Origin of the sequence: Curtobacterium sp. PhB170 (assembly GCF_003752345.1) — a bacterium.
Lineage (GTDB): Bacteria > Actinomycetota > Actinomycetes > Actinomycetales > Microbacteriaceae > Curtobacterium.
The window spans coordinates 16,582-37,046 of record NZ_RJUM01000008.1; the positions used below are offsets into that span (position 1 = coordinate 16,582).

Below are 20,465 nucleotides of genomic sequence, written 5' to 3' on the forward strand. Positions count from 1 at the left end.
CTCACGATCCGCATGCCTGAAAGAGGTCCCGTGTCCGACACCGTGGACGACGCCACCACCGTGAACGAGGCGACCCAACGCGCGCGGTACTGGCCGATCCCGATCCTCCGGGCCGTGCCCGCCGCGGTCGTCGCGCTCGTCATCACCTTCTCGACGAACCACGCCGCCGGCTACGGCCTGCTGCTGTTCGCGGGCTTCGCGCTGGTCGAGGGGCTCGTGCTCCTGTGGGCCGGCGTCGCGCGGCTCCCGCTCGACGGTCGGTCCCGCCGCACCACGCTGCTGCAGGCGGTCATCACCCTGCTCGCCGCCGTCGCCGGGTTCGCCGGCAACGGCCTCGGCCTGCCGGCGTTCATCTCGGTCATCGTCGCCTTCGCGGTCCTCACCGGGGCCCTCGAGCTGGCCCAGGGTCTGCGGGCTCGTCGTCGTTCCCCCTTCGCGCGGGACTGGACCACGATCGGCGCGCTCACCCTGCTGCTCGCGATCGCGTTCCTCATCACCCCGCCGGACTACTCGCAGCAGCTCGGTGGTGTGGAGCAGGTCACCGGCACGCTCGACGCCTCGATCGTCCTGGTCGGCCTGCTCGGCGCCTACCTCGCCATCACGGCGGTCTTCCACGTGATCGCCGGCCTCTCGCACAAGTGGGGCACGGCCACGCCGTCCGTCGCCCCGGACGGAGCACCACACGCATGACCACCCCCAGCCGTCGTGACCGTCTGCGCCCGGTCGAGCTCCTCGGGATCTCCGCGATCATCGCGGTGTTCACCGGACTCGTCGTGCTGTTCTCGACGCGGGAACTGCAGCTGGCCGTGATCTTCCTCGGCGTCGCGTTCATCGTCGTCGTCGTGGTGCTGGCGATGCTCCAGCTCGCCTCGACGAGCGACCAGGACGACAACGACATGCTCGGCGGGCACAAGACGCCCGGCGACGGCGAGGGCGACGACTTCCACTGATCCACGGCGGTCGCCGCCGATCGCACCGCGGTCGGACACGCCCGAGATCACGTTTCCGCCACGGTCCTGTCAGGATCGCGGGTCCTGCCGACACCTCTGGGTGAAGGAGGTGGGATGTGGACGTGACGACCGACACGGACGAGGCGCTCGTCCGTGCGATCGCGCAGGGGGACACCGATGCGCTCGCACGGGTGTTCGACCGCTACGCCGCCACGCTCACCCGGTACGCCTGGGCACTCGTCGACGACCGGTCGGACGTCGAGGAGATCGTGCAGGACACGTTCCTGACCCTGTGGCAGCGAGCGGTGGCGCTGGAGCTCCCGGCGGACACCGTGCTGCCGTGGCTGCTCGTCGTCTGCCGGAACCACGCCTTCAACACCGGCCGGAAGCAGGCCCGCCGCCGTGCGGACGAGCTCCCCGAGCACCTCTCGTCGCTGGCCGAGCACGACGAGGCCCGCGAGACCCTGCGCTGGGTCCGTGCCGAGATCGCCGCGCTCCCCGACCTCGACCGCCGCATCTGCGAGCTCTGCCTCCTCGAGGGGTACTCCTACGCCGAAGCCGCGGAGCTCCTCGGTCTCACGATCGGTGCGGTCACCCAGCGGGTCTCCCGCAACCGACGTCGACTCAAGAAGGCGGTGATGCACGATGAACACTGAACCTCCCCAGGGAGACGAGCTGCAGCGCATGCTCGTCTCGATGAAGCAGCACGTCCTCGAACGCGCCACGCCCCGCCCGAAGCGACGTCGTGGTCGGTCCGGTGTGGTCATCGGCGTCGTCGCGCTGCTCGCCGTCGGTACCGCTACCGGAGCCGTCGCGCTGACGCTCTCGCAGCAGGACACCCCGGTCGCCGCGCCCACCCAGACGCAGGCGCCCGAGCCCTCGCCGACGGCCACCACCCCGAGTTCCGCACCGATCACCGGCACGCCCCGCCCCACCGCGACGTCGACGCCCCTGAACACCACCGCCACGATCCCGACGGACTGCCGCGCGGTCGTGCCGGCGTCGGAGTACTCCCGGTTCTTCGGGGACATCACCGCGACCGAGCAGGACGTCGACGGCTCGAGTGACGGTGGCGACGGCACCGCCGCCACCGGACTCAGCTGTGAATGGCGGGCGCCGGGTGCGGACGGTGGGGTGCTGTACGTCACGGTCTCCACCACGACCGCAGAGCAGGCCCGGAACCAGGTCGACACGTTCGGTGACGAGGCCGGCGGCACCTGCACCGAGCGTCCGGACGGCACACTGTGCCAGCTCCGAGCGACCCTCGACGGCGGCGTCGCCAAGGCGTACACCCTGTACGTCCGCGGCGACAGCTCCGTCGTCGTCGACCAGATCGGCTTCCCGACCGACAACCTGCTGGGTGCGGTCGTCGGGGAGGTGTGGGGGGACTGACGGCCAGGAGGCTCGTGGCGGACCCGCCCCGTGCCTCCTGTCCGTCGGTGGGGTCCACCCACCGGCGCCGCGTCAGACGACGCGCGCGGCCACGATGTCGCGCGCCAGCGTCCGGACCGCACGGTTCGGCTCCGGACTCGTGCGGATCGCCAGGCCGATGCGGAGCGGTTCGACCGCGTCCTCGAGCTCGAGGACCGCGCCGTCGTGCCGCACTCCGGAATCCGGCACGACCCCGACCCCCAGCCCCGCCGAAGCGAACCGGATCACCGCGGGCATGTCGTTCATCTCGGCGACGATCCGCCGCCGGATCCCGAGCCGCTCGAGTGCGCCGTCCAGGATGATCCGGTTGCCGAACCCGTGCGCGGTGTCGACGAACGGTTCGTCCGCGAGCTCGGCGAGCGACACCGAGGCGCGCCCCGCCAACGGGTGGTCCGACGCGGTGAAGACCCGGAACGGCATCTCGCGCAACGGTTCAACCACCACTCCCGCCGGCACCGTCGGCAGCCCCGTGTACGCGAGGTCGAGGCGCCCGGCGACGAGGTCCTGCACGAGCCCGGTCGTGCCCGACGGTGAGGTCATGAGCTCCACGGTGACGAACGGGTGCCGCCGCCGGAACCGCTGCAGCACGCCGGTCAGGTCGACGATGTCCATGCTCGTGAAGATGCCGAGCCGCACCCGTCCGCGCAGGTCGGCGTCGTCCACGGTCGCCAGGTCGCGCATCCGGTCGAGCGACTCCAGCACGGCGCGGGCGTGCGGGAGCAGGTCCTCCCCGGCGGTCGTGAGCACGAGGTGCCGTCCGGTGCGGTCGAACAGCCGCACGCCGAAGGTCCGCTCGAGCGAGGCGATCCCGGCCGACACCGTCGACTGCGCCGCCCAGAGCCGTTCGGCCGCGCGGGTCACGCTGCCCTCGGCGGCGACGGTCACGAACTGTTCGAGCAGGCGAGTCTCCATCGCCCCATCATCGATCCGATCGATGGACGGCATCAAGAGCATCCGTTGGACTCGATGCTCGGGGCGCGCGATCATCAGAGCATGTCAACCGTGACCGACACCCCGACGGGCGCTCTCCCCGCCACAGCATCCGCTCCCGCGAGCGAGCGTGTCCCGGCCCCCCGTGGCCGTCGTGCGCACACCCGTCGGCGTCACGGCTTCGGCTTCTGGGCGGTCGCCTTCGCGTTCCTGTCGGTGATGGCCTTCGCGACGGTCCCCGCACCGCTGTACGTCATCTACCAGGCACGGGACGGCTTCCCCACCTTCACCACCACGATCATCTTCGCCGCGTACGGCGTCGGGGTCGTCGGGTCCCTGTACCTGGCCGGGCACCTCAGCGACGTGCACGGGCGGAAGCCGCTCATCCTCGTGTCGATCGCGCTCGAGCTCGTCGCCGCCGTGCTGTTCCTGGTCTGGAACGACGTCACCGGCCTCATCGTCGCGCGACTCGTGACCGGCCTCGGCGTCGGCACGCTCACCGCCACGGCGACCGCCCATCTCGGTGAGCTGCGGGTCCGTGCGACCGGTTCGTCCGACTCGGCGAAGGGCGCGAGCGTCGCCGCCGGTGCCGTGAACCTCGGCGGGCTGTCGCTCGGTGCCCTCGTCGGGGGTGCGCTCGCCGAGTTCGTCGGAGCGCCGCTCATGGTGCCGTACGTCGTGTTCGTCGCCGCGCTGACCGTGGCCTTCGTGCTCGTCCTCGTCGTGCCGGAGACCGTCGCCCGCCCTGAGACCCGCGTGCCCTACCGCCCGCAGCGCATGCAGGCGCCCGAGGGCAAGGCCGCCGCGTTCTGGGCAGCCGGTGCCGCAGCGTTCGCGGCCCTCGCGGTCCAGGGGCTCTTCACCTCGGTCGCCCCGACGTTCCTCGGCACCACCTTCCACGTCACCGACCGACTGGCGGCCGGCGCGACGACCTTCGGGGTGTTCGCCGCGAGTGCCGTCTCGCAGATCGTGTTCGCCCGACTCACGCAGCGCACGCAGATCCGACTCGGCATGGTGCTCCTGGTCGGCGGCCTGGCGGTGCTGGCCGTCGCCGCGGCCCTGCTGCAGGTCGCCGGCTTCATCGGCGGTGGCGTCGTGGCGGGCGCCGGGGTCGGGCTGCTCTTCCGGGCCAGCATCGCGAGCGCCGGAGCCCTGGTCGGTCCCGAGCGTCGGGGCGGGGTGCTCGCGGCCACGTTCCTCATCGCGTACGCCGGGCTGACGGTGCCGGTCGTGGCCGTCGGGGCGGCGCTCCTGGTGATCCCGACCCTGTCCGTCCTGATCGGGTACGTGGTGCTCGTCGCCGTCCTGGCCGTCATCGCCGGCACCCGACTGGCCGCGCGCGCCTGACGCGGGGCGGGCCTCCCGTCCGCCCGTCGCATCCCGGAACCAGGTTCCGGACACCGCACCACGCGATCGCGCGGTGTCGTGTCCGGAACCTGGTTCCGTTGTGAGGGTCGCACTCCCGGCATACTGGGCGCGTGCCCCAGAACCGCAACCGTCCCGTGATCACGGGGATCGCGGCCGTGGTGGCCGCCGGTCTCCTCGCCGGCGGGTTGTTCCTGACGGCCCGGCAGGGCGCGGACGACCCGACCATCGGCGCCGGATCGAGCTCCGGGACGCCGAGCGACACGGCAACCGCCGCTGGTGACGGCACCGTCACGATCACCCGCACCGGGCCGGACCTGCCCGGCGACGCCACCCTGGCGCGGTGCGACTCCACGACCCAGGCGGCCGTCGCCCAGTACGACACCGCGGCGCTCGGGCGGGTCACCCTGCAGTGCGGCACGTCGGCGCAGGGCTACGAGCACATCCGGCAGCGGCACACCGCCGACTGGCAGGAGGTCGTCGCGGGCCGCGGCTCCCGCGACTGGGACGATGCGATGCTCACGGCCGTGCAGACGGCGCTGGTGTCACCGCGAGCAGGGTTCCCGGTCGACGCCGGCGACGGCAAGGTCTGCTACGCGGCACCGGTGCGGTTCGACGACGGGTCGCGCCCGGATGCGGACCCGTTCGTGAAGGTCATCGTCTCCGCCACCACCGACCGCGTCATCACGGCGTACCCGACGCGCACCGACGACTGCTGACGCGGGCGGGCGTGGGTGAGTGCGTTCGTGCGTGCGCCGACCCCGAACGACACTCTCGATGTCGTACGACGTCGAGGATGTCGTCTCGGGGCACCGGCAACAGAGCGCGCGTGCAACGAACGACGAAGCCGATGTCGTACGACGTCGACGAAGTCGTTCCGCGTCGACAGGTGCGGCGGGTGCGACGAGCCAGCCACCCACACGGCACCCCTACGCGTGCACCTCGTGCTCGTGCCGCCGGTGCGACGCGGGCTCCAGCTGGAAGGTCGAGTGCTCCACGGGAACGTCGAAGTGCTCCGCCACGCACTGCTGCAGCTCGTCGAGGATCCGCGGAGCGTGCGCCGTCGAGAAGCACTCGTCGTCCACCACCACGTGCGCGGTCAGGTTCGGGACCCCCGTCGCCACCAGGGTCGCGTGCAGGTCGTGCACCGCGATGACGTGCTCGAGCTCGAGGATGTGTCCCCGCACGTCGTCGAGGTCGAGCCCCGGAGGCGTCGACTCGAGCAGGACGTTCGCGGTCTCACGCAGCAGGCGGATCGCCCGCGGCAGGATGAGCAGGCCGATCAGGATCGCGGCGACCGAGTCGGCACGCTCCCACCCGGTCAGCATGAGCACGATCGCGGCGGCGATGACGGCGACCGAGCCGAGGGTGTCGTTGAGGACCTCGAGCCGGGCGGCGCGCGAGGTGAAGCCCTCGCCCGAGGCCCGCAGCAGCACGCCGTAGGCCACCAGGTTGCCGACGAGTCCGATGATGCCGAACACGAGCAGTGGCCCGGAGTGGATCTCGGCGGGCACGAACAGCCGTTGGATCGCGGAGATGATCACGAAGACGCCGACCGCGAGCAGGATCGCCGCCTGCGCGGTGGCACCGAGCACCTCGGCACGTTGGAAGCCCCACGTGCGCTGCGTCGTCGGGCTACGGCGGGCGAGCCGGGTCGCGACGAGTCCGATGCCGAGCCCACCGGTGTCGACGACCATGTGCCCGGCGTCGACCAGCAGCGCGAGGGAGCCCGTGACGACGGCGCCGACGACCTCGGCCAGCAGGATCGTCGCCGAGATGCAGAACGCGATGAGCAGCGCGCGCTCGGACGCGTGCCCGTGCGAGTGGCCTGCTCCGTGGTCGTGACCCATGTGCCACATCGTAGGGATCGGCACCGACGACATGCCAGGATCAGGACGTGACCCGGTCGCCCTACGAGCTGTCCGCACCATCCGACGTGCTGGCCCGGTTGCATCCGCGACTGTCGGCGTACTTCGGCGCGATCCCACCCGGCCACGTCGGCCGCGGTGAAGGGGTGTTCGACGTCGTCGGCACACCGCGCCGGTGGCTCTGGCCGCTGCTCGCCTGGTTCGCCCGGGATTCCGTCATGTTCCCGGTCTGGGAGCGGGACGTCCCGTTCACGGTCGAGAACCGGCCGGCTCGCGTCCGCCGTGGGCGTGCCGGACAGGAGGCCCGCCCCGGGGTCCGCGCGCACCGCACCTTCCGGTTCCGCTCCGGCAGCCGCACGATGGTGGACGCCATCACCGCCGAACCGGACGGCCTGGTCGACCACCTCGGTCACCACGGGCGCGTCAGCGCCCGGCTCCGGGCGGAGGTCGACGCGCACGGGCCGGATGCGGGCGCCCTGCGCCTGGTCTCCACGCGCGTGACGTTCCGTGCGCTGGGACGCGAGGTGCGCCTCCCGGCCCGCATCGCACCGCGGGTCCTGCTCACAGAACGATTCGATGACGAAGCGGACGTCCAGCGCGTGTCCCTGGTGCTCACGGCACCGGTGCTCGGCACGCTGTACCGGTACGAGGGGGCGTTCCGGTACGAGATCGCGCCGGACACAGGACGGGGATGAGATGAGCGACCAGAAGGGCCGCGTCGTGATCGCGGGAGCGAGCGGGTTCGTGGGGCAGTACCTGCGCGATGCCTTCACCGAGGAGGGCTACCAGGTCGTCACGGTCGGCCGGACGGGCGACGCGGTGTGGGGTAACACCCTGCGCATCCGCGAGCTCGTCGACGGTGCAGCCCTCGTCGTGAACATGGCGGGCAAGAGCGTCAACTGCCGGTACGGCCGGCGCAACCGCGCCGAGATCATGCGCTCCCGGGTGGACACCACGCTCGAGCTCGCCGAGGCGATCCGCACCGCCGAGCAGCCCCCACCGCTGTGGCTCAACGCCTCGACCGCGACGATCTACCGGCACGCCGACGACCGCCCCCAGGACGAACTGACCGGCGAGCTCGGCGAGGGCTTCTCGGTCTCGGTGGCGCGCGCGTGGGAGGACGCCTTCTTCGGCGCGGACCTGCCCTCGACCCGTCGGGTGGCGCTCCGGATGGCGATCGTGTTCGGCGACGGCAGCGCACTCGTGCCGCTCATCCGGCTGGCGCAGACGGGCCTCGGCGGGCCGCAGTACGACGGGGCCTGGGTGCCGACGCGTTCCCGGCTGCGGGCGGGGACGTACCACCACCACCGGCCGACCCGGGGTCGCCAGCGGTTCAGCTGGGTGCACATCGCCGACGTGCTCGGCACGATCCGGTTCGTCCGCGACCACCCGGAGATCGAGGGGCCGGTGAACGTGTCGAGCCCGAACCCGTCCGACAACCGGACCGTGATGGCGACGATCCGTGACGCCGTGGGCCGCCGGTTCGGACTGCCGACGCCGCGGTGGATGCTCGAGGTCGGGTCCTTCGCGATCCGCACCGAGACCGAACTGGTGCTCAAGAGCCGGTGGGTGGTGCCGACGCGGTTGACCCAGGCGGGTTACGAGTTCCGGTACCCGCACCTGCGCGGTGCGCTCGCCGGGATCATCGCGGAGCGTCGCCAGCACCGGGGCTGAGCACCGGCACCGGGATCCCGTCGACCGGCGTCGGCACCGGGGCCCCGGAAGGCGACGAGTGCGACGGACCCGACGCGCGCGCCGGTCGCGACGCGCGCGCCGGTCGCGACGACCACAGCACCGCCCCGACCACGACGGCGCCGGCGAGCACCTCGACCAGGTCGGGCACCTCGCCGAAGGCCGCCCACGACGCGAGCACACCGACGACCGGCACGAGCATCGAGAACGGCGCGACCGTGCTCGACGGGTAGGTCGCCATCAGCCGCGACCAGATCCCGTAGCCGACCAGGGTCGCGACGAGCACGATGTAGAGCAGGCCGAGGTCCGCCGGCAGGGCCTCGGTGGTGAAGGCCGTGCCGAGTGCGGCACCGATGCGGTCCGGCCCCTCGACCACGAACGACAGCACGGCCATCGGGATCGGCGGCACGACCGACCACCAGAGCGTCAGGTGCAGCGGGTTCGCGGCTCCTGCTCGTCGGGTCGCCACGTTGCCGATCGCCCACCCGAGCGCGCCGCAGAGCGCCAGCACCACCGGCAGCAGCGCCGCCGTCTGCGACCGGTGCAGGGCGATCAGGCCGAGGGCGGCGACCGCGATGGTCACGCCGATGACCTGTCGTCCGGTGAGTCGTTCGCGCAGGAACACGCCGGCGAGCACCACCGTGAACGGCGCCGAGGCCTGCAGCACGAGCGAGGCGAGCCCGGACGGCATCCCCGACGCCATGCTCAGGTACAGGAACGAGAACTGCAGCACCCCGAGCCCGAACCCGACGAGCAGCAGCCGCCCGAACGGGATCTTCGGCCGCGGCACGAACAGCAGCGTGGGGATCGCCAGGATCGTGAACCGCAGGGCCGCGAGCAGGAACGGCGGGAAGTGCTCGAGGGCGAGCGCGGTCGCGGGGAAGTTCAGGCCCCAGACGACGGCGACGACCAGGGCGAGGAGGCGGTCACGGGTGGTCATGTTCCGATCGTGGTGGCTCAGAACGTGTAGGACCAGCGAATAGTTCGCAACCGACGTTGTAGCCTCCCTGCATGGTCGACTTCGACGTGCACCTGCTCGCCGTCCTGCGCGAACTCGCCGAGCGCGGCAGCGTCACCGCCGTCGCCGAGGCCACGCACCGCACGCCCAGCGCGGTGTCGCAGCAACTGCAGACGCTGCAGCGGCAGGTGGGCGTCCCACTCGTCGAGCGCATCGGACGCGGCGTCCGGCTCACCGCCCACGGCGAGGTGCTGGCCGGCCTGTCCGCCGGCGTCGCCACGGCGATCGCCCGGGTCGACGCCGCGTGGCAGGAGCACGTGGGCGGCGCGACGGGCCGCGTCGACCTCGCGATCTTCCCGTCGGCGGCGGAACTGCTGCTGCCCGGGGTCCTCACCCGGATGCGCGCGCACCCCGGTATCGAGCTCGCCCTCGTCGACGTGGACGTCAGCGAGGGGGAGTTCGCACCCCTCGCCGCCGACCACGACATCGTCGTCGGACACCGGTCGGACGGGGTGCGGCCGGCGGACCAGGGATCGGTGGAGACGGTCCCGCTCCTGCGTGAACCGCTCGACGTGGCCCTGCCGCCGGGGCACCGGCTCGCCGGGCGCGAGCGCGTCGGGATCGACGAGGTCGTCGGCGAGACCTGGATCGGCGTGCCCGAGGGCTACCCGATCGACCGGGTCCTGCAGGCGATGGCGGCGGCGTCGGACGCTCCGCCGAGCGTCGCCTTCCGGACGATCCACCTGCCCGTCATCGAGAACCTGGTCGCCGCGGGCCACGGCGTCGCGCTCGTGCCGCGCTACACCTCGGGCACGCGGGCGTCCGGCCGGTTCCACCTGGCCGAGCTGGCCGACGTGCGCGCGGGGCGCCGGATCGAGGCGCTTGTCCGCCCCGACCGTGCGGTCCGGCCCGTGGTGCGGACCGTCCTGGAGGCGCTGGTCGCCGAGGCCCTGGACGTCACCACCTGAGACGGTCGCGCCCACTGCCGGGCGCACGCCGCGCCTCCAGTCCGGGTGTGCACCACGGCAGACCTGCTTCGTGCGCGGAAACGCGCTCAGCGCACCTGGAACGGGGTACCGAGCGGCAGGAGCTCGGCCAGGGCGCTGATGTCGGCGTTGTGCATGCGGATGCAGCCGTGCGAGGCAGCGGTCCCGATGCTCGAGCTGTCGTCGGTGCCGTGCAGGCCGATCTGGCCCGGGCCGCCGCCGAACGAGTTGAGGACGTCCGAGAACGCCGTCGTGCCGTACGCGTACGGGCCGTAGCCGCTGTTCGTCGGGGCGAGCAGCTCGGTCAGGGCGAAGCGGCCGGTCGGCGACGGGGTGCCGCCGGTGCCGGTCGCGACGGGGTAGCTGTCGACGACCTTGCCGGCCTTGTAGAGCTCGAGGGTGTTCTCCGAGCGCGTGACCACGATCGCGTACGGGTCCTCGGACAGGGTGACGGCGCCCGCCGGCACCCAGCCGAGGCTGCCGTTCGGACGCTGCGGGAGCTGCACCCGGACCCAGCCGTCCTGCCGGTCGACCACGCGGAAGACCAGTGGTGCGCCGGACTGCTGCGGGTTCGACAGGGTCTGGCCGGACGCCCCGCCGGCGGTCGCGCTCACGGGCACCGAGTCTCCGCGGACGGCGGCGACGGTGGTGCTGACGGGGGCGTCGACCGCGTCGGCCGGGCTCGTCGAGGGAGTCGCCGTCGGTGTCGGCGTCGCACTGGGCGTCGGAGACGCGGCGACGGACCGCGTGGGTGCCGGTGTGGGCGTTGCCGACAGGGGGCCGAGGGCGACGAACGCCACAGCCCCGGCGCAGACGACGGCCACGGCGGCGGCGATCAGTGTCGCGCGCCGCCGTGGCTCGGTCGGGAGGATCGGCAAGATCAGCCCGTGAAGGACGCCGTTCCGGGCACCGGCACGGCGACCGGCGCGACGGCCGGGCCGGCCGGGTCGGCGATGAAGGTCGCCGCCGCCGATGCGGTCTGTCCGGAGGACGTGCCGACCAGGGTCGCCGTGAACGCGCCGGCGGTCGCGACGCCCTCGGGCAGTGCGACGACCACGACGACGTCGCCGTCCTGGTCGGCCGCGGAGGCGTTGGCGGCGACCGCGTACGTCTCGCCGCCCTGGGTGATCGTCGCCTGCACGCCCTCGGCGGGCGCGAACCCGCTGCCGACGACCTGGAACCCGGAGACCGACTGTGACACCCGGGTGTCCTCGACGCTCGTCACCGCGGTGGGCTGCGGCGTGAAGTACGTCGTGGTGTCGTCGACGCGCAGCGCGGAGACGGAACCGGAGGCATCGGCCGCGAGGGCCTGCGCAGTGGACTCGAGCGGCGCGGAGAGGTCGAGCGGGCCGCCCGGCGCGACGGTCGGATCGGTCGGCGCGACGGTCGGTGCCGGGCTCTCGGTGGTCGGCGCGGTCGGCTCGTCCGTCGGGCCGGGTGCGGGGATGCCGGTCGAGGCGTCGAGACCGACGTACACGATGTACCCGACGACCTGGGCGCCGGCGTCGGAGAGGTCCGTCGCGAGCTCGCTGGTCGACTCGGTCGTCCCGGTGGCGGGGTCGATCCACTCGGTGGACGCGCCGCTCAGGCCGGCGTCGCCGTCGCCCGCGGCGAAGACCACGGTCTGGTCGGAGCTGTCGGCGGTCGACTGGATCGCGAGCGCGAAGCTCGTCGCCCCGGTCGTCGTCGCGCTGGCGCCGGAGACGAGTGCGCCGAGCCCACTCGGGGCCACCGGCTTGGTGAGCCCGCGGATGATGCCCACTGCTTCGCCCGCGGACACGGACAGGCCGTCGGCGTCGATCGTGGCGTGGTCGGTGATGCTGCCACCGGCGGCGGGGGCCCCCAGGGACGCCCAGTACCACTGGTCGGTCAGGGGGACCGCGGTCTCGGGCGCCGCCGTGAAGTCGGCGGCCGAGTCGGTCCAGGTGACGATCGGCGAAGCCGAGGTCGTCGGCACCGTGGCGGTCGAGACGGTGGGGACGAGAGCGGCGGTGACGCCGAGCACGGTGACGCCGACGGCGGCCGCGGCGATACGGGAACGAAGCACGGTGTGGAGGTCCATCCGGTGAAGAGGACAGGGTTCGTCCACTGCGACGCCCCCCGTGCTGAGGCGACGCTCAGCAGGACGAACCTACCGGTTTCGTGAGGATTCCGCACCCTTGATTGCGGTGCGGTGCGTCGGTGTCCGGACGCACCGCACCGTGCTCAGACGTCGAGGTGGTCGACCAGCTCGTCCGCCAGGCCCGTGTACGTCGCCGGCGTCAGGTTCGTCAGCCGGGCCTTCGCGCCGTCCGAGATGTCCAGGCCGTTCACGAACACGATGAGGTCCTGCTGGGTCACCCGCTTGCCGCGGGTGAGGTCCTTGAGCATCGCGTAGGGGTCCTCGATGTTCGACTGCCCGGCGGTGACCTCGGCGCGGATGACCGTCTGGATCGCCTCGGCGAGGACCTCCCAGTTGTGGTCGAGGTCGTCGGCGAGCTTGGCCTCGTTCACCGAGATCTCGCCCAGGCCGCGGCGCAGGTTGTCGAGCGCGAGCAGCGAGTGCCCGAACGCGACGCCGATGTTCCGCTGCGTGGTGGAGTCGGTCAGGTCGCGCTGCAGACGGCTCGTCACCAGGGTCTCGGACAGGGTGGAGAACAGCGCCGACGAGATCTCGAGGTTCGCCTCGGCGTTCTCGAACTTGATCGGGTTGATCTTGTGCGGCATCGTCGACGACCCGGTGGCACCGGCGACCGGGATCTGCGTGAAGTACCCCATCGAGATGTAGGTCCACACGTCGGTCGCCAGGTTGTGCAGGATGCGGTTGGCGTGCCGGATCCGGTCGTACAGCTCGGCCTGCCAGTCGTGCGACTCGATCTGCGTGGTGAGCGGGTTCCAGGTGAGTCCGAGGCCCTCGACGAACTCGCGCGACAGCGTCGGCCAGTCGGCCTCGGGGTCGGCGGCGAGGTGGGCCGAGAAGGTGCCGGTGGCGCCGGAGAACTTGCCGAGGTACTCGCCGCCCTCGATCTGGGCCAGGACTCGCTCGAGCCGGTAGACGACGACCGCGAGCTCCTTGCCGAGCGTCGAGGGGGTGGCGGGCTGCCCGTGCGTGTGGGAGAGCATCGGGACGGCGCGCAGCTCGACGGCGAGGGTCTGCAGCTTCTCGAGCACAGCACGGTACGCCGGCAGCCAGACCTGGTCGACGGTGTCGCGCACGGTCAGGGCGTACGACAGGTTGTTGACGTCCTCGCTCGTGGCGGCGAAGTGGGTCAGCTCGGCGATCGCGTCCAGCCCGAGCTCCGAGAGCCGGCGGCGGACGAAGTACTCGACGGCCTTGACGTCGTGGCGGGTCGTCGCCTCGATCTCGGCGAGTTCGGCGATCTGGTCGTGGCCGAAGGTCTCCACGATGCGCCGGAGTGCGGCCTTGTCGTCGACGCTGAGCGGCGAGGTGGTGAACATCGCGTGGTCGGTCAGGAAGACCAGCCACTCGACCTCGACCACGATGCGCGCGCGGTTGAGCCCGGCCTCGGAGAGGTGCTCGCCCACCGTGTGCACGATCGGGTAGTAGCGCCCGTCGAGCGGGCTGATCGGCTGCGGGGGAAGGGGGGTCATGGGGCTCCCTGACGGACTGCCGGCTCGAGCTGGTGGAAGAGCGCCCGGCAGGCCCGTTCGACGGTCGAGAGCACTCGGTCGAACTCGTGCCGGTCCGCGTAGTACGGGTCCGGCACGTCGGTCTGCTGGGGCCAGGCGTCGTCGTACCGCAGCAGGAGCGTCACCTTGGCGGAGTCGTCCATGGTCGGTGCCCACGATCGCAGGACGCGTTCGTGGGAGCGGTCGAGTGCGACCACCAGATCGAGGTCCGGGAACCGGTCCGGGTCGAACTGACGGGCGCGATGCCTGCTGCCATCGTATCCGCGTGCCGCGAGGGCTGCGATCGTGCGCTCGTCGGCCGGTTCGCCGACGTGCCAGTCACCGGTGCCGGCCGACTCGACGTGGAAGCGGTCGGCGAGCCCGGCGTCCGCGGCGATCTGCGCGAAGACGACGCCGGCCATCGGGGACCGGCAGATGTTGCCACTGCAGACGAACGAGACGCGGAACGGGGCGTCGACGTCCGGGGCCATGGTCACATCATGACGCAGGGAGGTGTCCTCCGCGAGGTCCGTCCGCGTCACGCCCGCTGGCGGTTCAGCACCGGGCGGACGAACAGCCCGATCAGCCAGGCGAAGACGGCGAGCACGAAGGCCCCGACGATGCCCCAGCCGAACGACTCGACCTCGAGCCCGAAGCCGAACGCGTCCGAGATGCCCGCGACGATGAGCAGCAGGACCGCGTTCACGATGAAGGAGATCAGCCCGAGGGTCAGGATGTAGATCGGGAACGCCACGATCCGGATCAGCGTGCCGATCACGGCGTTGACGAGCCCGAACACGAAGGCCACGAGCAGGTAGGTGAGCACGGTGGCCGTGGTCCGGCCGTCGCCGAACGCGGTGACGGAGACGCCGCTGACGATGAGCGTGGTGAGCCAGAGGGCCACGGCGTTGACGACGAGGCGGACGAGGAATCGCATGCACCCATGATGCCCTCCGATCCCCGCGCACGTGCCGGTAGCCTGAACCGGTGACTGACGAGCGTGTGCACATCCGGCCCGAGATCGCCGTCCTCCCCGCCTACAAGCAGGGACGCCAGGCCGCCGACGACGCCTTCAAGCTGTCGAGCAACGAGAACCCGTTCCCCCCGCTCCCCGGGGTGGTCCAGGCCGTGCAGGCGCAGACCGCGTTCAACCGCTACCCGGACGCCACCGCCCTGGCCGTCCGCGCCGCGCTCGCGAACCGCTTCGGACTGACCGCCGACGAGGTGCACGTCGCCCCCGGCAGCGTCGCGATCCTGCACGAGCTCGCCCGTGCGACCTCCGGTCCGGGCGACGAGATCGTCTACGCCTGGCGGTCGTTCGAGGCCTACCCCGGTGTCGTCACCGTCGCGGGTGCCACGAGCGTGCAGGTGCCGAACCGGCCGGACGGCGGCCACGACCTCGACGCGATGGCCGCTGCCGTCACCGACCGCACCCGCATGGTGATCGTGTGCACGCCGAACAACCCGACCGGTCCGATCGTGACCGAGTCCGAGTTCGCGACCTTCATGGCCGCGGTGCCGCAGTCCGTGCTGGTCGTGCTCGACGAGGCATACGCCGAGTTCGCCACCGACGAGGCCGCCGTGCACGGGCACCCGTTGCTGGCCCGCTACCCGAACCTGGTCGTCCTCCGGACGTTCTCGAAGGCGTACGGTCTCGCCGGTCTCCGGGTCGGCTACGCCCTCGGCCCGGTGTACGTGCTCGAGGCGGTCCGCGCGTGCGCGATCCCCCTCTCCGTCACGGCCCAGGGGCAGGCGGCCGCACTGGCCAGCCTGGAACGCGAGGGCGAACTGCTCGAGCGGGTCTCCGAGATCGCCGCGCTGCGCGACCGCATCGTCACCGAGCTCCGCGAGCAGGGCTGGGCCGTGCCGGACGCCCAGGGCAACTTCGTCTGGCTGCCGACGGGGGACCGCACGGTCGCTGCGGCCGCCGCCTTCGAGGAGGCCGGCATCATCGTGCGGGCCTTCCCGCCGGAGGGCATCCGCATCTCGATCGGCGAACACGAGGCTGTGGAAACGCTCCTCGAAACGGCCCGCTCGCTTGTGGGGGACCTCCAGGTGGCCGACTGATGCCTGCCGCTACGCTGGCCCGCATGTCATTCCGCGCCGCGGCTCCCGCGACGACCACCGTCCGGCTCCTCGACCCCGAGGGTCGGTTCGTGGAGTCCGACGAGAACGCCGAGTTCGCCGCCGCCGCGCGGGCGATCCCCGACGAGACCCTGCTGGCGATGCACCGCCGCATGGTCCTCACCCGACGGTTCGACCACGCCGGCCACAACCTGCAGCGCACCGGCCAGCTCGGCCTCTGGGTGCCGAGTCACGGGCAGGAGGCCGCGCAGACCGGTTCCGCCTTCGCCCTGCGCGCCCAGGACCACGTCTTCCCCTCGTACCGCGAGCACGCCGTCACGATGCAGCGCGGTGTCGAGCCGATGGAGATCATCGCGATGTACCGCGGGCAGACCCACGGTGGATGGGACCCGGACCAGCGCGGCAACACGCACATCTCCACCCTGGTGATCGGTTCGCAGACCCTGCACGCCACGGGCTACGCGCTCGGCCAGAAGCTCGACGGCGACGTCGGCACGGGCGACCCCGACCGTGACGCGTGCTCCATCGTCTACTTCGGCGACGGCGCGACGAGCCAGGGCGACGTGAACGAGGCGTACGTGTTCTCGGCGTCGACCAAGGCCCCCGTCGTCTTCTTCCTGCAGAACAACCACTGGGCGATCTCGGTGCCGGTGTCCGTGCAGTCCCCGACGCCGCTCGTCGACCGTCCCCGCGGCTTCGGGATCCCGAGCGTCCTGATCGACGGCAACGACATCCTCGCCTCGTACACGGCGTCGGTCGTCGCCACCGACCACGCCCGCAGCGGTCAGGGTCCCGCGTTCATCGAAGCCGACACGTACCGCATCGGCGCGCACACCAGCTCGGACGACCCGAGCCGGTACCGCGCGGACGGCGAGCTCGAGGACTGGGTGCGCCGCGACCCGATCGTCCGCTCCGAGGCGTACCTGCGCTCGAAGGGCGCGACCGACGCGCAGTTCGCCGCGTTCGACGAAGAGGGCGAGGACATCGCCGCCGACGTCCGCAGCCGCACCGTGGCGCTGACCCCGCCGTCCGTCGACGTCATGTTCGACAACGTCTACCGCGAGCCGCACCCGCTGGTCGCCGAGCAGAAGGCCTGGCTCGAACAGTACGAGGCCGGCTTCGAAGGGGGCGCCCACGCATGAGCACCACCGAGCAGCTCTTCGACTACACGCTGCGGTCCCACCCGGGCGCCGGCGAGGTCCCGGGCGACCCCACCCCGACCCTGCCGATGGCGAAGGCCCTCAACGCCGGGCTCGCCGCGGCGATGCAGGCAGACGACAAGGTCCTGCTGATGGGCGAGGACATCGGCCAGCTGGGCGGTGTCTTCCGCATCACCGAGGGCCTGCAGGACCGGTTCGGCCCCGAGCGCGTGCGGGACACCCCGCTCGCCGAGGCCGGCATCATCGGCACCGCGATCGGCCTCGCCCTGCGCGGCTACCGCCCGGTCGTGGAGATCCAGTTCGACGGCTTCGTGTGGCCCGGCTTCGACCAGATCACCTCGCAGCTCGCGAAGATGGCGAACCGGCTGCCGGCGCACATGTCGCTGCCCGTCGTCATCCGCATCCCCTACGGCGGCCACATCGGCGCCGTGGAGCACCACCAGGAGTCGCCCGAGGCGTACTTCGCGCACACCCCCGGTCTGCGTGTGGTCAGCCCGAGCACCCCGAACGACGCCTACTGGATGATCCAGGAGGCCATCGCCTCGAAGGACCCGGTCGTCTTCCTCGAGCCGAAGTCGCGCTACTGGCCCAAGGGCCAGGTCGACCTCGTCGACGGGCACGTCCCGATGCACACCACGCGTGTGGCACGCACCGGCACCGAGGTCACCCTCGTCGGCCACGGTGCGATGGTCGCGACCCTCATGCAGGCCGCCGAGCTCGCCGAGTCCGAGGGCACGAGCTGCGAGGTCATCGACCTCCGCTCGATCTCCCCCATCGACTGGGAACCGATCCTCACCTCGGTCCGCAAGACCGGCCGCCTCGTCATCGCGCAAGAGGCCTCCGGCTTCGTCAGTGTCGGCAGCGAGATCGCCGCCACGGTTGCCGAGAAGGCGTTCTACACGTTGCAGGCGCCGCCGCTGCGGGTGTCCGGGTTCGACATCCCGTTCCCGGTCTCGAAGCTGGAGCACCTGCACCTGCCGGACGCCGACCGCGTCCTCGAGGCCGTCGACCGCGCCCTCGCGTACTGATCCAGCTCGACTGACCCAACTCGTCCGAACGCCGAAGGAGCCGTAAGTGGCCGTCGCCGAATTCCCCCTGCCCGACGTGGGCGAAGGCCTCACCGAGGCCGAGATCGTGCAGTGGCGCGTCGCGATCGGGGACGAGATCACCGTCGACCAGGTCCTGGTCGAGATCGAGACCGCGAAGTCGCTCGTCGAGCTGCCGTCGCCGTTCGCCGGAACCGTCACCGGGCTGCTCGTGTCCGAGGGTGACACGGTCGAGGTCGGCAAGCCGATCATCCGTGTCGAGTCCGACGCGTCGGTCGCGTCCGGTGCGCCGGTCGCCGCTCCCGCTGCTCAGTCGGGAGGCCCGGCACCGGTCGCCGACAGCGTGCCGACCTCGCCCGTGGTCGCCCCCACCCCGCCGGCAGCGCCCGCCCCGGTAGCTCCGGTCGCGCAGACCCAGCCCGCCCCCGTGGCGGCCCCGGCACCCGCTGCTGCCTCTGCTCCCGTCGTCGCAGCCGCGCCCACGGCTGCCCCTGCGGCAACCGCGCAGCCCGTCGCCGACGGCGCCTCCGTCGTCGGGACGGACGAGTCCTCCGGCGCCGTCCTCGTCGGCTACGGCTCGGCGACCTCGTCGCCGTCCCGTCGCAAGCCGGGCGCCCGCCGGGCCGCAGCCCTCGCTGCCGAGGCGAGCCGTGCCTCCAGTGTGGATGCGCAAGCAGCGGCCGAAGCCGCCAGCGATCCCGGTGAGGACACCACCGCCGAGGCGATCGCCGGTCTGGCCTCCGCGCCCGCGCGCAAGCAGACCCTCGCGACCAACGTGCTCGCGAAGCCGCCGATCCGGAAGCTCGCGAAGGACCTCGGTGTCGAACTGACCGAGATCGTCGCGACGGGGTTCGCCGGCGAGGTCACCCGCGACGACGTCATCCGGCACGCGAAGCAGGCCAGCGTCTTCCGCAACATCGAGACGCCCGAGTGGGGCGAGGTGCGCAGCGAGACGATCCCGGTCAAGGGCGTCCGCAAGGCCATCGCGACCGCGATGACCACCTCGGCGTTCACCGCACCGCACGTGTCGCTGTTCGTCGACGTCGACGCGACCCACACGATGGAGTTCGTCAAGCGGCTCAAGGCCTCGCCGACGTTCGCCGGCGTCAAGGTGTCGCCGCTGCTCATCGTGGCGAAGGCCGTCATCTGGGCCGTCCGCCGCAACCGTTCGGTGAACTCGACCTGGACCGACCGCGAGATCATCGTCCACCACTTCGTGAACCTCGGCATCGCCGCGGCGACCCCGCGCGGGCTCATCGTGCCGAACATCAAGGACGCGCAGGACATGTCGCTGCTCGAGCTGGCGCAGGCGCTCGAGGAACTCACCCTCACCGCCCGCGACGGCAAGACGACGCCGAAGCAGATGGCGAACGGCACGGTCTCGATCACGAACATCGGCGTGTTCGGCATGGACACCGGCACCCCGATCCTCAACCCGGGCGAGGTCGCCATCGTCGCCATGGGCACGATCAAGCCGAAGCCGTGGGTCGTCGACGGCGAGGTCCGCTCGCGCATGGTGACGACCATCGGCGCCTCGTTCGACCACCGCGTGGTGGACGGTGACGTGGCGTCGCGCTTCGTGCACGACGTGGCCTCGGTGCTCGAGGAGCCGGCGCTCCTGCTCGACTGAGTGGCGTCCAGGGGCCGGCGCGTCGGTCGTTCCGCTTCGTGAGCAGAAATGGTCGGGTGGCTTCGAGCCACTCGACCATTTCTGCTCACCATCTGCGGCCTTCCGCAAACGTCGCGTGGTGTTCACACGGATGTCGGTGGTGCGGGGCATGATCGGGGCATGGTCCACCAGCTCCTGACCCCCTCGCAGGAGATCCGAACGGATCGCCTCCTGCTCACCCCGCTCACGCCGGCCGACATCGACGACGTGCACGCGGTGTTCGCCGACGCCCGCACCTGGCAGCACCTGCCGAGCGGCCGGCACGTCGCCCGGAGCTCGAGCGTGGACCTGGTGCAGCGGAAGATCGGTGGGCGGGCCCGACACGGACTCGGTTCGTGGGCCGTCCGTACGGCTACTGACCACGCGTTCGTCGGGGTCGGCGGTGTCGACATGACCGCCGGTGGGGTGTGGAACCTCGGCTACCGGTTGGCTCCAGCGGCCTGGGGGCAGGGCTTCGCGTCCGAGATCGCCCTCGCTGCCGTGCGCGCTGCTGCCGAGACCGCGCCGGACGTCCCCGTGACGGGTCGCGTGCTCACGAACAACCCCGCGTCCGCCGCGGTGCTCCGCCGTTCGGGCCTGTCGCTCGTGTGGCAGGGGGCTCCCGGGGTACAGACGTCGTCCGCTGCCGGGGTCGAGGGGCAGGTCTGGACCGACCGGCTGCTCTCCGACGAACAGTTCGCCTGGCTGGTCGCCAACGCCTGAGCGACGGGTGACGT

22 protein-coding genes are annotated in these 20,465 nt (G+C 71.9%); 14 read left to right on the plus strand and 8 right to left on the minus strand.

Annotated features, from left to right (window positions below; translation table 11 throughout):
• Nucleotides 1-30 precede the first annotated feature (30 nt).
• The 4 genes from EDF40_RS00665 to EDF40_RS00680 all read left to right on the plus strand — a co-directional run bounded on the left by EDF40_RS00665 (nt 31) and on the right by EDF40_RS00680 (nt 2,342).
• Complete coding sequence (locus tag EDF40_RS00665) at nt 31-690, plus strand: DUF308 domain-containing protein (protein ID WP_123339942.1); 660 nt, start codon at nt 31-33, stop codon at nt 688-690.
• Nucleotides 687-950, plus strand: a complete 264-nt coding sequence (locus EDF40_RS00670) for a hypothetical protein (RefSeq protein ID WP_111086912.1) — start codon at nt 687-689, stop codon at nt 948-950. The genes EDF40_RS00665 and EDF40_RS00670 overlap by 4 nt, the downstream gene beginning before the upstream one ends.
• Before the next feature lie 122 nt (nt 951-1,072).
• Nucleotides 1,073-1,606: an RNA polymerase sigma factor gene (locus EDF40_RS00675; protein WP_260212970.1), complete on the plus strand. Its 534-nt coding sequence runs from the start codon at nt 1,073-1,075 to the stop codon at nt 1,604-1,606.
• Nucleotides 1,596-2,342, plus strand: a complete 747-nt coding sequence (locus EDF40_RS00680; RefSeq protein WP_148053835.1) for a hypothetical protein — start codon at nt 1,596-1,598, stop codon at nt 2,340-2,342. Before EDF40_RS00675 ends, EDF40_RS00680 begins: the two co-directional genes overlap by 11 nt.
• A gap of 72 nt (nt 2,343-2,414) precedes the next feature.
• Here EDF40_RS00680 and EDF40_RS00685 read toward each other — a convergent pair whose 3' ends face one another.
• Complete coding sequence (locus EDF40_RS00685) at nt 2,415-3,293, minus strand: LysR family transcriptional regulator (protein WP_185002611.1); 879 nt, start codon at nt 3,291-3,293, stop codon at nt 2,415-2,417.
• Between the two features lie 81 nt (nt 3,294-3,374).
• On the opposite strand from EDF40_RS00685, the gene EDF40_RS00690 reads away from it, so the two are divergent.
• Entirely contained in the window at nt 3,375-4,658 is a 1,284-nt protein-coding gene (locus EDF40_RS00690; RefSeq protein WP_123339946.1) for an MFS transporter, read from the plus strand.
• Nucleotides 4,659-4,789: 131 nt separating this feature from the next.
• The gene (locus EDF40_RS00695) at nt 4,790-5,395 is read left to right on the plus strand and encodes a hypothetical protein (protein ID WP_123339947.1); all 606 of its coding nucleotides are present in this window, start codon (nt 4,790-4,792) and stop codon (nt 5,393-5,395) included.
• A gap of 210 nt (nt 5,396-5,605) precedes the next feature.
• Here EDF40_RS00695 and EDF40_RS00700 read toward each other — a convergent pair whose 3' ends face one another.
• On the minus strand, nt 5,606-6,526 hold the full coding sequence (locus EDF40_RS00700; protein ID WP_123339948.1) for a cation diffusion facilitator family transporter: 921 nt from the start codon (nt 6,524-6,526) through the stop codon (nt 5,606-5,608).
• Between the two features lie 47 nt (nt 6,527-6,573).
• Here EDF40_RS00700 and EDF40_RS00705 point away from each other — a divergent pair, with 47 nt between their 5' ends.
• Together EDF40_RS00705 and EDF40_RS00710 are read left to right on the plus strand one after the other, a co-directional pair.
• Nucleotides 6,574-7,239, plus strand: a complete 666-nt coding sequence (locus tag EDF40_RS00705; protein WP_123339949.1) for a DUF4166 domain-containing protein — start codon at nt 6,574-6,576, stop codon at nt 7,237-7,239.
• A gap of 1 nt (nt 7,240) precedes the next feature.
• On the plus strand, nt 7,241-8,218 hold the full coding sequence (locus EDF40_RS00710; RefSeq protein WP_123339950.1) for an epimerase: 978 nt from the start codon (nt 7,241-7,243) through the stop codon (nt 8,216-8,218).
• Here the strand turns inward: EDF40_RS00710 and EDF40_RS00715 are convergent.
• Entirely contained in the window at nt 8,187-9,176 is a 990-nt protein-coding gene (locus EDF40_RS00715) for an EamA family transporter (RefSeq protein ID WP_123339951.1), read from the minus strand. The two genes, EDF40_RS00710 and EDF40_RS00715, sit on opposite strands and share 32 nt — an antisense overlap.
• Before the next feature lie 71 nt (nt 9,177-9,247).
• Here EDF40_RS00715 and EDF40_RS00720 point away from each other — a divergent pair, with 71 nt between their 5' ends.
• Nucleotides 9,248-10,162 carry a LysR family transcriptional regulator gene (locus EDF40_RS00720; protein ID WP_123339952.1) on the plus strand — a complete coding sequence of 305 codons (915 nt, stop codon included), beginning with the start codon at nt 9,248-9,250 and terminating at the stop codon, nt 10,160-10,162.
• A gap of 86 nt (nt 10,163-10,248) precedes the next feature.
• On the opposite strand, the gene EDF40_RS19595 is transcribed toward EDF40_RS00720, so the two are convergent.
• From EDF40_RS19595 to EDF40_RS00745, 5 genes are all read right to left on the minus strand, one after another.
• On the minus strand, nt 10,249-11,058 hold the full coding sequence (locus EDF40_RS19595; RefSeq protein WP_311316761.1) for a L,D-transpeptidase: 810 nt from the start codon (nt 11,056-11,058) through the stop codon (nt 10,249-10,251).
• Between the two features lie 2 nt (nt 11,059-11,060).
• A complete protein-coding gene (locus tag EDF40_RS00730) occupies nt 11,061-12,242 on the minus strand; it encodes a hypothetical protein (RefSeq protein WP_123339953.1) in 1,182 nt (393 codons plus the stop codon).
• Between the two features lie 143 nt (nt 12,243-12,385).
• Nucleotides 12,386-13,771 carry an adenylosuccinate lyase gene (gene purB, locus EDF40_RS00735; protein ID WP_123339954.1) on the minus strand — a complete coding sequence of 462 codons (1,386 nt, stop codon included), beginning with the start codon at nt 13,769-13,771 and terminating at the stop codon, nt 12,386-12,388.
• Nucleotides 13,768-14,280 carry a low molecular weight protein-tyrosine-phosphatase gene (locus tag EDF40_RS00740; protein ID WP_111087056.1) on the minus strand — a complete coding sequence of 171 codons (513 nt, stop codon included), beginning with the start codon at nt 14,278-14,280 and terminating at the stop codon, nt 13,768-13,770. Before EDF40_RS00740 ends, purB begins: the two co-directional genes overlap by 4 nt.
• A 47-nt stretch (nt 14,281-14,327) precedes the next feature.
• A complete protein-coding gene (locus EDF40_RS00745; protein WP_123339955.1) occupies nt 14,328-14,726 on the minus strand; it encodes a phage holin family protein in 399 nt (132 codons plus the stop codon).
• A 50-nt stretch (nt 14,727-14,776) separates the two neighbouring features.
• Here EDF40_RS00745 and EDF40_RS00750 point away from each other — a divergent pair, with 50 nt between their 5' ends.
• The 5 genes from EDF40_RS00750 to EDF40_RS00770 all read left to right on the plus strand — a co-directional run bounded on the left by EDF40_RS00750 (nt 14,777) and on the right by EDF40_RS00770 (nt 20,451).
• Nucleotides 14,777-15,856, plus strand: a complete 1,080-nt coding sequence (locus EDF40_RS00750; protein WP_123339956.1) for a histidinol-phosphate transaminase — start codon at nt 14,777-14,779, stop codon at nt 15,854-15,856.
• Between the two features lie 23 nt (nt 15,857-15,879).
• Nucleotides 15,880-17,016 (plus strand): thiamine pyrophosphate-dependent dehydrogenase E1 component subunit alpha, encoded by a 1,137-nt coding sequence (locus EDF40_RS00755; RefSeq protein ID WP_123339957.1) that lies wholly within the window; start codon nt 15,880-15,882, stop codon nt 17,014-17,016.
• Between the two features lie 86 nt (nt 17,017-17,102).
• Nucleotides 17,103-18,062: an alpha-ketoacid dehydrogenase subunit beta gene (locus EDF40_RS00760; protein WP_123340238.1), complete on the plus strand. Its 960-nt coding sequence runs from the start codon at nt 17,103-17,105 to the stop codon at nt 18,060-18,062.
• Nucleotides 18,063-18,108: 46 nt separating this feature from the next.
• Nucleotides 18,109-19,710 (plus strand): dihydrolipoamide acetyltransferase family protein, encoded by a 1,602-nt coding sequence (locus tag EDF40_RS00765; protein WP_123339958.1) that lies wholly within the window; start codon nt 18,109-18,111, stop codon nt 19,708-19,710.
• Nucleotides 19,711-19,869: 159 nt separating this feature from the next.
• Nucleotides 19,870-20,451 carry a GNAT family N-acetyltransferase gene (locus EDF40_RS00770; protein ID WP_185002614.1) on the plus strand — a complete coding sequence of 194 codons (582 nt, stop codon included), beginning with the start codon at nt 19,870-19,872 and terminating at the stop codon, nt 20,449-20,451.
• Nucleotides 20,452-20,465: the final 14 nt, after the last annotated feature.

What these genes read in the sequence shown, in the direction of transcription:
- EDF40_RS00715 (WP_123339951.1), bottom strand. Translation starts at nt 9,176, where the DNA reads ATGACCACCCGTGACCGCCTCCTCGCCCTGGTCGTCGCCGTCGTCTGG.
- EDF40_RS00740 (WP_111087056.1), bottom strand. Translation starts at nt 14,280, where the DNA reads ATGGCCCCGGACGTCGACGCCCCGTTCCGCGTCTCGTTCGTCTGCAGT.
- EDF40_RS00710 (WP_123339950.1), top strand. Translation starts at nt 7,241, where the DNA reads ATGAGCGACCAGAAGGGCCGCGTCGTGATCGCGGGAGCGAGCGGGTTC.
- EDF40_RS00720 (WP_123339952.1), top strand. Translation starts at nt 9,248, where the DNA reads ATGGTCGACTTCGACGTGCACCTGCTCGCCGTCCTGCGCGAACTCGCC.
- EDF40_RS00770 (WP_185002614.1), top strand. Translation starts at nt 19,870, where the DNA reads ATGGTCCACCAGCTCCTGACCCCCTCGCAGGAGATCCGAACGGATCGC.
- EDF40_RS00700 (WP_123339948.1), bottom strand. Translation starts at nt 6,526, where the DNA reads ATGGGTCACGACCACGGAGCAGGCCACTCGCACGGGCACGCGTCCGAG.
- EDF40_RS00685 (WP_185002611.1), bottom strand. Translation starts at nt 3,293, where the DNA reads ATGGAGACTCGCCTGCTCGAACAGTTCGTGACCGTCGCCGCCGAGGGC.
- EDF40_RS00760 (WP_123340238.1), top strand. Translation starts at nt 17,103, where the DNA reads ATGGCGAAGGCCCTCAACGCCGGGCTCGCCGCGGCGATGCAGGCAGAC.
- EDF40_RS00745 (WP_123339955.1), bottom strand. Translation starts at nt 14,726, where the DNA reads ATGCGATTCCTCGTCCGCCTCGTCGTCAACGCCGTGGCCCTCTGGCTC.
- EDF40_RS00680 (WP_148053835.1), top strand. Translation starts at nt 1,596, where the DNA reads ATGAACACTGAACCTCCCCAGGGAGACGAGCTGCAGCGCATGCTCGTC.
- purB (WP_123339954.1), bottom strand. Translation starts at nt 13,771, where the DNA reads ATGACCCCCCTTCCCCCGCAGCCGATCAGCCCGCTCGACGGGCGCTAC.
- EDF40_RS00670 (WP_111086912.1), top strand. Translation starts at nt 687, where the DNA reads ATGACCACCCCCAGCCGTCGTGACCGTCTGCGCCCGGTCGAGCTCCTC.
- EDF40_RS00690 (WP_123339946.1), top strand. Translation starts at nt 3,375, where the DNA reads ATGTCAACCGTGACCGACACCCCGACGGGCGCTCTCCCCGCCACAGCA.
- EDF40_RS00755 (WP_123339957.1), top strand. Translation starts at nt 15,880, where the DNA reads ATGTCATTCCGCGCCGCGGCTCCCGCGACGACCACCGTCCGGCTCCTC.
- EDF40_RS00730 (WP_123339953.1), bottom strand. Translation starts at nt 12,242, where the DNA reads ATGGACCTCCACACCGTGCTTCGTTCCCGTATCGCCGCGGCCGCCGTC.